This window comes from Halomonas nitroreducens, from assembly GCF_003966155.1.
GTDB lineage: Bacteria > Pseudomonadota > Gammaproteobacteria > Pseudomonadales > Halomonadaceae > Halomonas > Halomonas nitroreducens.
The window spans coordinates 43,536-56,656 of the sequence record NZ_RXNS01000003.1; the positions used below are offsets into that span (position 1 = coordinate 43,536).

At 70.2% G+C, this 13,121-nt stretch carries 11 protein-coding genes; 7 read left to right on the forward strand and 4 right to left on the reverse strand.

Annotated elements, in window-relative coordinates; translation table 11 throughout:
• Positions 1-238: 238 nt before the first annotated feature.
• The gene (locus tag EKG36_RS03910; protein ID WP_126481250.1) at positions 239-874 is read left to right on the forward strand and encodes a hypothetical protein; all 636 of its coding nucleotides are present in this window, start codon (positions 239-241) and stop codon (positions 872-874) included.
• A gap of 44 nt (positions 875-918) precedes the next feature.
• Here the strand turns inward: EKG36_RS03910 and EKG36_RS03915 are convergent, their stop codons facing one another.
• From EKG36_RS03915 to EKG36_RS03925, 3 genes are all read right to left on the reverse strand, one after another.
• Complete coding sequence (locus EKG36_RS03915; protein ID WP_126481252.1) at positions 919-2,142, reverse strand: RNA polymerase sigma factor; 1,224 nt, start codon at positions 2,140-2,142, stop codon at positions 919-921.
• A gap of 116 nt (positions 2,143-2,258) precedes the next feature.
• Positions 2,259-3,104, reverse strand: a complete 846-nt coding sequence (locus EKG36_RS03920; protein ID WP_126481254.1) for a PhzF family phenazine biosynthesis protein — start codon at positions 3,102-3,104, stop codon at positions 2,259-2,261.
• A gap of 58 nt (positions 3,105-3,162) precedes the next feature.
• A complete protein-coding gene (locus EKG36_RS03925) occupies positions 3,163-3,762 on the reverse strand; it encodes a LysE family translocator (RefSeq protein WP_126481256.1) in 600 nt (199 codons plus the stop codon).
• A 98-nt stretch (positions 3,763-3,860) separates the two neighbouring features.
• Between EKG36_RS03925 and EKG36_RS03930 the strand changes: the two genes are divergently transcribed.
• The 5 genes from EKG36_RS03930 to EKG36_RS03950 all read left to right on the forward strand — a co-directional run bounded on the left by EKG36_RS03930 (position 3,861) and on the right by EKG36_RS03950 (position 10,713).
• Positions 3,861-5,255 carry an aminotransferase-like domain-containing protein gene (locus tag EKG36_RS03930; RefSeq protein WP_126481258.1) on the forward strand — a complete coding sequence of 465 codons (1,395 nt, stop codon included), beginning with the start codon at positions 3,861-3,863 and terminating at the stop codon, positions 5,253-5,255.
• Positions 5,256-5,469: 214 nt separating this feature from the next.
• On the forward strand, positions 5,470-6,678 hold the full coding sequence (locus EKG36_RS03935) for an ammonium transporter (protein WP_126481260.1): 1,209 nt from the start codon (positions 5,470-5,472) through the stop codon (positions 6,676-6,678).
• Between the two features lie 213 nt (positions 6,679-6,891).
• Positions 6,892-8,640 carry a chloride channel protein gene (locus EKG36_RS03940; RefSeq protein WP_126481262.1) on the forward strand — a complete coding sequence of 583 codons (1,749 nt, stop codon included), beginning with the start codon at positions 6,892-6,894 and terminating at the stop codon, positions 8,638-8,640.
• Positions 8,630-9,745, forward strand: coding sequence for an extracellular solute-binding protein (locus EKG36_RS03945; RefSeq protein WP_246007429.1), 1,116 nt, complete (start codon positions 8,630-8,632; stop codon positions 9,743-9,745). The genes EKG36_RS03940 and EKG36_RS03945 overlap by 11 nt, the downstream gene beginning before the upstream one ends.
• Positions 9,746-9,762: 17 nt before the next feature.
• The gene (locus tag EKG36_RS03950; RefSeq protein WP_126481266.1) at positions 9,763-10,713 is read left to right on the forward strand and encodes a threonine ammonia-lyase; all 951 of its coding nucleotides are present in this window, start codon (positions 9,763-9,765) and stop codon (positions 10,711-10,713) included.
• A gap of 119 nt (positions 10,714-10,832) precedes the next feature.
• Here the strand turns inward: EKG36_RS03950 and EKG36_RS03955 are convergent, their stop codons facing one another.
• The gene (locus EKG36_RS03955) at positions 10,833-11,354 is read right to left on the reverse strand and encodes a MarR family winged helix-turn-helix transcriptional regulator (protein ID WP_126481268.1); all 522 of its coding nucleotides are present in this window, start codon (positions 11,352-11,354) and stop codon (positions 10,833-10,835) included.
• 413 nt (positions 11,355-11,767) lie between these two features.
• Between EKG36_RS03955 and hmgA the strand changes: the two genes are divergently transcribed.
• Positions 11,768-13,078, forward strand: a complete 1,311-nt coding sequence (hmgA, locus tag EKG36_RS03960; RefSeq protein WP_185827477.1) for a homogentisate 1,2-dioxygenase — start codon at positions 11,768-11,770, stop codon at positions 13,076-13,078.
• The last annotated feature ends 43 nt before the right edge of the window (positions 13,079-13,121 follow it).

Here is a 13,121-nt window from a genome sequence, read left to right on the forward strand (position 1 = left end):
AGGAGTCGTGCGGCGCCGACGGGAATCGACAGTCCGAGCGATTTTTTTTCGCGGCTCAACCCAAAACGCTGCCGCCATGCCGTGCCGGACGGCCACGGGGTGCGGTAAAGGCGCGCACCGGGGCCCGGCGGCTTGATTCGCGCCAGGCGCCGGCGCACCATCCTGGCGCCACCGCGAGCCTCCCCCGTCGCCGGTTTCCGGGGGCGCCGCAGTCCTGTCGTCTACGGAGAGACCCGCCATGCCAAGCCTTATCACCTTCGTGCTGATCTATGGGGGCGTGCTGATCGCCATCTACCAGATCTACCGCCTGTATTCCGAGCAGATCGTCGCCGACCCCCAGGCCCACGCCCCGGACGTCGCCCCGGACGTGCGGCAGCTGTCCGCCCTGGCCCGGGAGTCGGCCCGTACCGGCGCCTCGGCAGGCCTCGCCCAGGCGGTGACGCGGGTCTTCGGTCGCGACATCGATCCTCGGCTGGTGCTGGCGGCGTTCGGCGAGGGCGGCGAGGGACGCCAGGCCCGGGCCCTGCTGCGCCGCCGGGAGCGCCTCGTCTGCGACGGCACGCTACGCGTTCGCCACCTCCCCGGCTGGCAGACCCAGCCGCCCCGCCGTGACCTGCGCGGCGGGTTGCTCGCCATCACCATCGTCAGCTGCCTGCTGGCCATCTTCCTGGGCGGCCTGAGCGTGTTCACCATCGGCTACGAGGTCCCGGCGGGGCCACTCGCCTGGATGAACAGCGAGGTGGTGCTGATGCTGCTGATCTACACGCTCATCGGTGTCATCCACCTGGTGGCCCGCCTGGATGGCTACCTGCACGACCTCTACCAGATCGGCCGGCTGAACCGGCAGCTACGCGCCGCCTCCGTCGACGGGTAGCGTGGATCGACGGTCTCCCCTCGTGCCGGCGTGGGGCGAGCGGGTCAGCCCCGGGCCTGAAGCTCCGCCAGGCGGCGTGCCAGGAAGCGTCGCTCCGGCGCCTGCACGGCCAGCGCCAGGGCCCGCTCGTAGGCCTGCCGGGCCGCATCACGGTGACCCGCGCGCCGGTGCAGGTCGGCCAGGGCGGCATGGTAGAGGTGGTAGTTGACGATCGGCTTGTGCCCGGCGAGCCCCTCGAGCAGCGCCAGGCCGGCCTCCGGCGAGTCGCGCATGGCCACGGCGACCGCCCGGTTGAGGGCGATCACCGGGGTGGGCTGAAGGCGATAGAGCGCCTCGTAGAGCATCACGATGCGTCGCCAGTCGGTGGCCTCGGCGCTGGGAGCCTGGGCATGGACGGCGGCGATGGAGGCCTGCAGGGTGTAGGGACCGGTGGGGGTCAGCGCCAGGGCGCGGGCCAGGCAGGCCACCCCGGCCTCGATCTGGACCCGGTCCCAGAGCTCGCGATCCTGCTCCTCCAGGGGCACCAGTTCGCCCCGGGCGTCCTGGCGCGCGGCGCGGCGGGCGTCGTGGAGCAGCATCAGCGCCAGCAGGCCGAAGGCCTCGCCCCAGGGCAGCAGGTCCGTCAGCGCCTCTGCCAGGCGGATGGCTTCCTCGGCCAGGCGCACGTCCACCACCGTCTCGCCGTCGCTGCGGGAATAGCCCTCGTTGAAGACCAGGTAGATCACCCCGAGCACGCCGGGCAGGCGCTCCGGCAGCTCACGGGCATCGGGGATCTCGTAGGGAATGTCGGCCTCGCGCAGCCGCCGCTTGGACCGCACGATCCGCTGGGCCAGGCTGGCCGGGCGCTGCAGCAGCGCGCTGGCGACCTGCTCGGTGGTCAGCCCCGCCATCTCGCGCAGCGTCAGGGCGACGCGGTCGGTCATCGACAGGTGGGGGTGGCAGCAGGTAAACAGCAGCCGCAGGGGATCGTCGGCGATGGCCTGGTCCGCCGGGTCGCCGGCATCCTCGGCGGCGAGCAGGTGGGCATGCTGGCGGGCGGTCTGCCGGCGGCGGATCTGGTCGATGCCGCGCCGGTGGCCGACCCGGATCAGCCAGGCCACGGGATCATCGGGCACCCCCTCCGCCGGCCAGCGGCTCACCGCCGCGGCGAAGGCCTCGTGCAGCGCGTCCTCCGCCGGGTCGAAATCGCCGAGCAGGCGAATCAGGGTCGCCAGCACGCGCGGGGCGTGCTGGCGATAGAGGGACTCGATGGACACCTGGACCTGCATGGCGATAGCGCTCCCGGGCCGTTCCTTGGCATGACGCGCCTGGCGTCAGCCTCCAGCATAGTCGCTCCGACGCCGGCGCGAGTCGCCACGGGACGTCACTGCCGGTGCGCCTGCCGTCAGGCGGCGAAGGCGAGATCGGCCACCTTGATCACATCGCCGCTGATCCGGACATCCGCCAGCTCCATGCCGTCGATGACGAGCGCCGTCTCGATGCGGCTCGGCCGGCCCACGAATCGCCCCTGGGCGATCGAGAGCGTCTTGCCGAGCACCAACCCGTGCTTGTGGAGATAGGCCGCCGCGGGGCCGGCGGCGCTGCCCGTGGCCACGTCCTCGACCCGCCCGCGGTTATCCCAGGTGCGACCCTCGAAGCTCTCTATATCGAGGACGTAGACGAACCTGGCCCCGTGCCAGGCGAGCAGCGGCGACAAGTCCGGCACCCGGAAGGCGACCCGCTCCAGGCCGCCCGACACCGGCAGGATCAGGTAGGGCAAGCCGGTGGAGACCACCTCGGCCGGATAGTTGCGCCGCCCGCCGGCGTCCAGTCCCAGCGCCGCATAGACCTCCCCGGCTTCCTCACGTGTCAGCGTCCCGAGGAAGGCGGGACGCCCCTGGGACATGGTCGCCGTGAAGTGTCCGTCTCGCCAGGTGCTGGTCAGCTCGACCGTGCGCTGGTTCAGCCTCACCCGCCACTCATGCCGATCCCGGTCCCCGAACGCTTCATGCAGGTGGTAGGCCAGCCCCAGCAGCGGATGGCCGGCGAAATCCAGCTCCTCTTCCAGGGTGAAGATCCTCGCCCTGAAGCCGCTACCCTCCCGGAAGAGGAAGAGGGATTCGAACTGGCGCATCTCTCGCGTTATCGCCTGCATTTCCGCCGTCGACAGGCCATCGGCCTCGGGGAAGATCGTCAGGCCGTTGCCGCCGAAGCGCTCGGCGCTGAACACATCCACCAGTTTGGCTTTCATGCCACCCTCCCGATGCTTGCTTGTGTGGTCCTCGAGTCGTCGACGCGCCTGGCGTCGGTCAGCCGAGGATGAAGATCACGCAGGCCGCGGTCAGCGCACCCATGGTGCCGTTGAACACCCGCCAGGAGCGCGGGCCCTTCAGCCAGCGGCCGATGGCCATGCCGAAGCCGGCCCACAGCGAGATGCAGGGCAATGCCACCAGCTCGGCGAAGCCGGCCAGCACCAGGGCGTTGACGAAGGTGTTGCCCTCCTCGGGCAGGAAGCTCGCCATCAGCGTCAGCCCCATCACCCAGGCCTTGGGGTTGGCGAACTGGAAGGCCGCGGCCTGCCAGAAGCTCAGCGGGCGTCCCTCGGCATTGCCGAACTCCGGCGGCGGCGCCGTGGCGATGCCCCAGGCCAGGTACAGCAGGTAGAGGCTGCCGATGATGCGCAGCAGGGTCTGCACGATGGGGAAGCGCTCGAAGACAATGCCCAGGCCCAGCGCAATGGCCCCGAACAGCACGAAGCAGCCGCCCATGATGCCCAGCAGGTGCGGCAGGGTCCGGCGGAAGCCGTAGTTGGCCCCGGAGGCGGTGAGCATCACGTTGTTGGGACCGGGGGTGATGGTCATGGAGATCATGAAAAGGGACGCGGGTCCCAGGAACGCCAGGGTTTCCATGGTATTGTACCCATACATTTTTGGATTGATCGCTGGATAATACGCGCCTTTCAGAGCATAATAGGTACAATAATGGCGTCAAAGGTTTTATTGTCACCATGACAATCTGGACACCGACACTCCCCGACGATGGCCCCCGCTATCGCCGCATCGCCGAGGCCCTGGCCGAGGCCATCACCAGCGGCGAGCTGGCCCCGGGCGAGAAGCTTCCACCCCAGCGCCAGCTCGCCGACCGCCTGGGCGTCACCGTGGGCACCGTCACCCGGGCCTACGCCGAGGCCCACCGCCAGGCCTGGGTGGATTCCCGCGTCGGCAGCGGCACCTATGTGCGCCGCCCGGCCGGTGAGGCGCCCACCACCTTCCGCGCCGGCCAGCCGGTGGCGGACGGGGTCATCGACATGGGCATGAGCCTGCCGCCGCCCCACCCGCTGCGGCCCCAGGGCCTGCAGCGGGCGCTGCGCACCATCGCCGAGGACCCCGCGGCCCTGCAGGCCGCCACCGACTACCAGCCGGAGGCCGGCAGCGAGATCCAGCGGGCGCGGATCGCCGCCTGGCAGGGCGGCCTCGGGCTGCCCGACGCCCCCGAGCGGCTGGTGATCACCCAGGGCGGCCAGCATGGCATCCACCTGGCGCTGCAGGTGCTCGCCCAGCCGGGCGACCTGGTGGCCGGCGATGCCCTCACCTACCCCGGCTTCGTCTACGCCGCCCAGCAGGCCCACCTGCGCCTGGCGGCGGTGCCGATGGACGCGGACGGCATGGACGTCGACGCCCTGGCCCGACTCTGCGCCCGCCAGGCGCCCCGTGTGCTCTACGTCACCCCGGACCTCAACAATCCCACCGGCGTGCGCCTCACCGACGAGCGTCGCGAGCGCCTGGCAGCACTGGCCCGGGAACATGACATCTGGCTGGTCGAGGACGCGGTGCAGTACCTGCCCGCCAGTGACCGGGGGGTCGCCCTGAGCACGCTGGCCCCTGAGCGCACCCTGCATATCTTCAGCACCTCCAAGATCCTGGCCGGCGGGCTGCGCATCGGCAGCCTGACGGTGCCGGAGCCCCTGCTCGAGCGCCTGGGCGCGGCCATCCGCTCGCAGAGCTGGATGGTGCCGCCGCTGATGGTCGAGGCCGCCTGTCGCTGGATGGAGGACCCCGCCAGCCATGAGCTGCTGGCCTGGCAGACCCGCGAGATCGCCGCCCGCCAGGCCCTGGCCCAGCAGCGGCTGGCGGCCTATGCCCCCCAGGGCCGGACGAATTCCTCCATCCTCTGGCTGCCCCTCCCCGCCGGCCGGCGCAGCAGCGAGGCCCAGGCACTGCTTGCCCAGCGCGGGGTCAAGGTCTCGACGCCGGAGCCCTTCTGCGTGGGCAGCGAGGCGGCCCCCCAGGCGCTGCGCTTGTGCCTCGGCCCACCGGCCAGCCGCGAGGCTCTCGAGCGGGCGCTCGGCATCGTGCGCGAGACCCTGGACGCGCCGCCGACCTCGCCCTGGCAGACCCTCTGAGGGCCTGCCCACGAAACGTGCATGACGGCGCCGGCTGGCACCAAGACGGTGCGCCGGCGCCACCCTCTCGCCTTCCAGGTCCCTGTGATTCCATGACTTTTCGCGCCAACTAACTGTCGGCCGGCCTGATGCGCCAGGATGGAACAGAGCTTGCATTACTTTGGTGCTTAAACGCTTCGTTCTCGACTTTCATGCATCAGGAGAGATCATTCCCGTGGATATCACGAGTGCCGTAGAGACACTGACCCAGAGCGCCAACACGCTCTTCATCCTGATCGGCGCCATCATGGTGCTGGCCATGCACGCCGGCTTCGCCTTTCTCGAGGTGGGCACGGTGCGTCACAAGAACCAGGTCAACGCCCTGGTCAAGATCATGACCGATTTCGCCGTCTCCGCGCTGGTCTACTTCTTCGTCGGCTACACCATCGCCTACGACACCCACTTCCTGCACGGCGCCAGCGAGCTCACCGCCGGCAACGGCTATGCACTGGTGAAGTTCTTCTTCCTGATGACCTTCGCCGCGGCAATCCCGGCCATCGTCTCGGGGGGCATCGCCGAGCGCGCCCGCTTCTACCCCATGCTGATCGCCGCGGGCCTGATCGTCGGCGTGGTCTATCCCTTCTTCGAGGGCATCGTGTGGAACGGCAACTACGGCCTGCAGGCCTGGCTGGCCGCCACCTTCGGCGCCGGCTTCCATGACTTCGCCGGCTCCGTGGTGGTGCACGCCTTCGGCGGCTGGGTGGCCCTGGTGGCCCTGCTGCTGCTGGGTGCGCGCCACGGCCGCTACCGCAACGGCAAGGTGGTGGCCTTCGCCCCGTCCAATATCCCCTTCCTGTCGCTGGGCGCCTGGATCCTGACCATCGGCTGGTTCGGCTTCAACGTGATGTCGGCCCAGACCCTGGACAGCATCAGCGGCCTGGTCGCGGTGAACAGCCTGATGGCCATGGTCGGCGGCATCCTGGTGTCCATGGTGATGGGCCGCAAGGACCCGGGCTTCATCCACAACGGCCCGCTGGCCGGGCTGGTGGCCGTGTGCGCCGGCTCGGACCTGATGCACCCCATCGGTGCGCTGGTCACCGGCGGTGTGGCCGGGGCGATCTTCGTGGTGCTCTTCGAGTGGGCCCAGGAGCGCATCGAGCGCCTCGACGACGTGCTGGGGGTCTGGCCGCTGCACGGCGTGTGCGGCCTGTGGGGCGGCATCGCCGCGGGCATCTTCGGCCAGGAGTGGCTGGGCGGCCTCGGCGGGGTCAGCCTGATGGCCCAGCTGGTCGGCTCGCTGGCCGGCGTGGTGGTCGCCGTGGTCGGCGGCCTGGCCGTCTACGGCCTGGTGGCCAAGGTCTCCGGTCTGCGCCTGACCCAGGAGGAGGAGTTCAACGGCGCCGACCTCAGCGTGCACCGCATCGGCGCCACCTCCCTGGACTGACCCCCCCCGCGGGGCATTGCATGCCCCGCCATTAACCTGGCAATTCCATGGGTCGTCCTGGCCTATGGGATGATCGCCCGCGCCACATGGCCCAGATGCGTAAATCTGCTGGTATAGCGCGGGCTCGCGCCGGACTGGCGGCCGGCGGCGGCACCTCCCGGTGTCGCCATTCTTGCAGGCGCTCCCCGCCGCACCTACACCTTGAACATGGACATGCCACAGGCAGGGGAGCGCGGGGTGCAGGGTCCGGGGGGCGTCATTCGCTTCCTGGGGCTGGTGCTGCTGGGCGCCGTAGTCGGCGGACTGGCGGCGCTGGCGGCCGTGGGCTTCGTGGCTGCCGTGCTGTGGCTCAACGACCTGCTGCTGATTTCCCCGCGTGGGCGCATGATGTTCGCCCACCCCGAGCTGCTCGCCCTGGCCACCGTGCTGGTGCCGGCCCTGGGCGGCCTGGTGGTGGGCCAGCTGCACCGGGCCATTCCCGAGCGCCGGCCCCATACCCCCGCCGACGTGATCGCCGCGGTCCAGACCCGACGCGGTCGGCTACCCGCCCGGCCCGGGGTGCTCTCGGCGCTCTCCGGGCTGATCTCCCTGGGGGCCGGGGCCTCGGTAGGCCAGTATGGTCCGCTGGTGCACATGGGCGCGAGCCTCGGCTCGGCGGCGACCCGGCTGCTGCGCCTGGGCCGCTCGGAGGACAATATCACCATCGCCTGCGGCGTCGCCGCCGCCATCGCCACGGCCTTCAACGCGCCGCTGGCCGGGATCGTCTTCGCCCACGAGGTGGTGCTGCGCCACTATGCCCTGCGCGCCTTCGCCCCGGTGGCTGCGGCGGCCCTGGTCGGCCATGTGATTGCCACCAACGTGCTGGCCCGCGGAGCCCTCTTTCACGTGGTCGAACCCGCCCTGCCCCGGCCCTGGGAGTTTGCCGTCTTCCTCGCCATCGGCGGCCTCGGCGCCCTGGTGGCCGGCGCCTACATGCACGCCATCCTGGCCGTGGGCCGGGTGGTCGGGCGCCTGCCCCTGGCGCCCCCGCTGCGCCCGGCACTGGCCGGGGCCATGCTCGGCGTGGTCGCGCTGTGGGTGCCCGACATCCTGGGCATGGGCCAGGAGACCCTGCGCTTCGCCACCATCGCCGGGGCTTTCGGCGGCCTCGAGCTGGGCGTGGTGCTACTGCTCAAGCTCGCGGCCACGGCGCTGTGCCTGGGGATGGGCTTCGGCGGCGGGGTGTTCAGCCCGGCGCTGGTCATCGGCACCCTCTTCGGCGCCCTGTGCGGCACCCTGGTGGCCGCTGCCGGCGGCGCCCAGGACACCTTCGTCTTCTACGCCATCTGCGGCATGGTGGCGGTGACCGCGCCGGTGATCGGTGCCCCCCTGACCAGCCTGCTGATCGTCTTCGAGCTTACCGGCAGCTATGCCTTGACCACCGCGGCCCTGGCCAGCGTGACCCTGGCGAGCCCCATTGCCGCTCAGTTGTTCGGCCGCTCGCTGTTCGACATCCAGCTCGCCGGACGCGGGCTCGACCTCTCCTCGGGGCGCAGCCGTGCCGTGCTCGAGGACGCCCGGCTCGAACGGCTGCTGAGCCAGGACGGCGTGACCCTGCGCCCCAACGCCAGCGTGGCGGAGGCCGTGGCTCAGCTCGGCCGGGCCGGCCACGGCGAGGCCTACCTGGTCGATGCCGAGGGCCGCTACCGGGGCAGCGTGACCCTGGCCGACCTGGAGGTGATCCGCGAGCGGGGCGAGGACACGCGCACGGTGGATGACTGCCCGCAGACGCCACGCCCGGTGCTCGGCCCGCAAACCTCGGTATGGGCGGCGATGCGCCACCTGCAGGAGATGACCGGCGAGGCCATCGCCGTGGTGGATGACGACGACACCTTCCTCGGGGTGGTCTTCGAGGCGAGCATCGCCCGGGCCTTCCTGCAGTACAGCGACGAGCTGCGGCGGGAGGAGCACGGTGCCGGCTAGGCGCCTCACCCGGGCCTGCGTCCTGGCGCTGGGGCTCTGGGCGGCGTGGCCGGCGGTCGCCGCGCCCGAGGGCATCACGGTGCTGAGCTGGGGCGGCGCCTACGAGCGCGCCCAGAGCCGCGCCCTCTTCGCCCCCTTCACCGAGGCCACCGGCACCCCGGTCAGCGTGGCCCGCTACGATGGCGGCCTGGCCGACCTGCGCCGCGCGGTGGCCACGGGCGAGGTGCCCTGGGACGTGATGGACATGACCCGCAGCGAGGCCATGGCGGCCTGCCGCGAGGGCCTGCTGGCGCCGCTGTCGCCGTCGCTGGCCGAGCCGGCGCCGGACGGCACCTCCGCCGAGCGCGACTTCATCGACGGCGCCTTCGGGCCCTGCAGCATCACCCACTCGGTGTTCGCCACCGTGGTCGCCTATCGCCGGGACGCCTTCCCCGGCCGACGCCCCACCCGGATCGCCGACCTCTTCGACCAACGGCGCTTCCCGGGGCCGCGGGCCCTGCAGCGTACGCCGTCGGTCAACCTGGAGTGGGCCCTGCTGTCCTACGACGTGCCTCGCGAGGAACTCTACCGGCTGCTCAGCACCCGGCGCGGCCTGTCGCTGGCCCTGGCGCGGCTCGAGGGCCTCGAGGACCTGCGCTGGTGGGAGACCGGCAGCACCCCGCCACGGCTGCTGGCCGAGGGCAAGGTGGTGATGGCCTCGGGCTACAACGGCCGCTTCTTCGATGCCATGGTCAACCGCGACGTGCCCATCGAGATCCTCTGGGACGCCCAGGTCCAGGAGCACGAAGTGTGGGCGATCCCCCGCCAGGCACCGCACCCCGAGGCAGCCCGGGCGTTCATCCGCTTCGCCACCGCCACCGAGCGCCAGGCGGAGCTGACCCGCTATATCCCCTACGGGCCCTCCCGGCAAAGCGCCGCCCTGCGCATCACCACTCACGCGGACAGCGGCATCGACATGCGCCTGCACATCCCCACCCACCCGCTCAACGCCGAGCGGGCGGTGACCAAGGACGAGGCCTGGTACGCTCGTACCCGGGAGCGCATCGGCGACTACTTCCGCGCGGCCCTCTTCCCCGCCGTCGACGAGGCGGCGCCCGACGACTGACCGTCACAGGAGAGCCCATGCTCGACATCGCCACCCTTCGCGAGGCCCGGGCACGCCTGGGCGACACCCTGCCCGTCACGCCCCTGGTGCTGGACCATGGCCTCTCCGAGCGCCTCGGCCGCCGGGTCTGGCTCAAGGCCGAGTCGCTGCAGCGAACCGGCTCCTTCAAGGCCCGCGGGGCGCTGAACTGGCTGCGCACCGCGAGCCGCGACGAGCTGGCCGGGGGCCTGGGGGCGGTGTCGGCCGGCAACCATGCCCTGGGGCTGGCCTGGGCAGCCCGCCAGACCGGGGTGCCGGTGACCATCGTCATGCCCGAGGACGCCAGCGCCTTCAAGGTTGCGGGCTGCCGCGAGCTGGGCGCCGAGGTGATTCTCCACGGCGATATCAATGCCGCCTGGGCGCTCATGCATCGGCTGGTGGACGAACGCGGCCTGACCCTGGTGCATCCCTACGACAACGAGCGCATCATCGCCGGCCAGGGCAGCGTCGGCCTGGAACTGCTCGACCAGGCCCCCGAGGCCAGTGCCGTGCTCTGCCCCATCGGCGGCGGCGGGCTGATCTCGGGCATCGGCGTGGCCACCGCGGCCCTGCGACCGTCACTGCGCCTCATCGGGGTGGAACCCCTGGGCGCGGCCAGCATGGCCCATGCCTGGGCCGAGGGTGGCCCGGCCCGGCTTGCCCGGGTCGACACCGCCGCCAAGAGCCTCGCCGCTGCCATCATCGGCGAGCTCACCTACCCGATGTGCCGGGCCCATGTGGCGGCGCTGGCCCAGGTCAACGAGGCCGACCTCGAGCGCGCCATGCATCACCTGCTCTACGGGGCCAAGCTGGTGGTCGAGCCCGGCGCCGCCGTAGGCATTGCCGCCCTGTTGGCCAGGCGCGGGCCCGACCTGCCGCCAGACGGCGACCTGGTGGTGGTGATCACCGGTGCCAACCTCGGCGCCGACGAGCTACGCGACTTCACCTGAACGGGGGACTCGGGAAATGTCGGGAGGCAAGGCGAGAAAGGCGACGGGAGACCCACGGCCCCGACATCCGGCGTTTGCGGGTGTCGGGGTAAGCGGCCGGCTTGAGGCCCTGTGGAGGGCTAGCGTTGGCCGATCCGCTCCAGCTGACGCTCGAGCTTGCCCATGGCATTGAACAGGTCGCGATACTCCCCGACGCTCAGGGTGGCCACCAGTTCGGCCTCCCAGGCCTGGGCGTCGGGGACCAGACTCGCGAGCAACTCCTCGCCCGCCGCCGTCAGGTGCAGGTCATGGACGCGCTGGTCGTGGGCCGACGGCTCCCGGTAGATCAGGCCACGATCCTCCAGCGCCTGAATGGCACGCGAGACGCGCGCCTTGTCCATGTTGGTGTAGGTGCAGATCTTCTTCGCCGTCAGTTCGTCGCTGTGACTGAGCCAGGCCAGCACCCGCCACTGGGCGACGTTGATGCCGTAGCGCTCGGCGTACATGCGCTCCAGCTCGTCACTGATGCGATCGGCCAGTCGGTTGAGTCGGTAGGGCAGGAACTGGGCCAGGTCCAGTTCCGCACGGGAACCGTCGCCAGGCCGGCCGTCCGCAGCAGCGCAGGCCCCATGCTCACCGCTTGATTGCTCATCTGCCTCCATGGGCCCTCCTGGTAAGGTCGTGTCGGCGGGAAGCGTACGACAGCGGATCAGGCCAGCACTAGCCGGCCCGTGGCACCACCACCGGCCCCTTGATCAGTCTCATCATCAACGAAATCATCGGCGATCACGCACAAGACTTACGTCCAATGTTAACATAACTTACTGTTTTGCAATGCAAGCCATGCAAACATTTTAAACTCTCCGGCAATAAATACGTCGAACGCCTGGACAATTGGTTTCATGAGAAACTATATTGCCGCCAGAAGGCCGCCGTGACCGGGAAGGCCCACGGCCCAGTCGCCCGCGGTCAGAGACATCGCCGCAGCCCGCCTGACCCACTGTTCGGCGTCCAGGCCAAGGCCGCCGACTCGCCAGGCCAACAACAACAGCGCCGATTTCGAGAGGATTCCGAGATGATCACCGATACCCTTGAGTATCAAAGCGGTTTTCGCAATCACTTCGCCACCGAGGCGTTACCCGATGCCTTGCCAAAGGGGCAGAACTCTCCCCAGCGCTGCGCCTATGGCCTCTATGCGGAGCAGTTGACCGGTTCGGCCTTCACCTCACCGCGCCCGCAGAACCTGAGGACCTGGCTGTACCGCATCCGCCCTTCGGTGGTACAGAGTGCCTATCAGCCGCTGGAAAACCCGCGCATTGCCACCGCCCCGCTGGCGCAGCCGGCCGCCGACCCCAACCAGATGCGCTGGGACCCGGTCCCCCTGCCCGACGCGCCCACCGACTTCATCGATGGCCTGCAGACCGTCGCCGTCAACGGTGACGCCGCTGCCCAGTCGGGCTGCGGCGTGCATGTCTATGCCGTCAACGCGGACATGACCGAGCGCTTCTTCTACAACGCGGACGGGGAGCTGCTGATCGTGCCCCAGCTGGGCACGCTGCGGCTGCATACCGAGATGGGCACGCTGGAGGTGGCCGGTGGCGAGATCGTGGTCATTCCCCGGGGGATCAAGTTCCAGGTGCGCCTCGCCGATGGGGTGAACGCCGCCCGGGGCTATGTCTGCGAGAACTACGGCAGCCCTCTGGAGCTGCCGGGCCTCGGCCCCATCGGCGCCAACGGCCTGGCCAATCCCCGGGACTTCCAGAGCCCGGTCGCGGCCTACGAGGATCGCCAGGGGGACATCACCCTGGTGGCCAAGTTCTCCGGCCGCTTGTGGCAGGCCCGCCTGGCCCATTCCCCGCTGGACGTGGTGGCCTGGCATGGCAACTACACGCCCTACAAGTACGACCTGGCCAACTTCAACACCATCAACACCGTGAGCTTCGACCACCCCGATCCGTCGATCTTCACGGTGCTGACCTCGGCCTCCGACACGCCGGGCATGGCCAACCTGGACTTCGTCATCTTCCCGCCGCGCTGGATGGTGGCCGAGAACACCTTCCGCCCGCCCTGGTTCCATCGCAACCTGATGAGTGAGTTCATGGGCCTGGTGCACGGGGTGTACGATGCCAAGGCCGAGGGCTTCCTGCCGGGTGGCGCCAGCCTGCACAACTGCATGTCGCCCCATGGGCCGGATGCCGACACCTTCGAGAAGGCCTCCACGGCCGAGCTCGCGCCGCACTATCAGGGCGATACCCTGGCCTTCATGTTCGAGAGTCGCTACGTCTACCATCCGACCAGCGCCGCACTGGACGCCGATTTCCGCCAGCGTGACTACGTCGATGTCTGGTCGACCCTGCGCTCCCACTTCGCCCCCAACCAGCCCTGAAACGATGCTATCCGGACGAAGCCATGGCGGCCTCGCCCCTGAC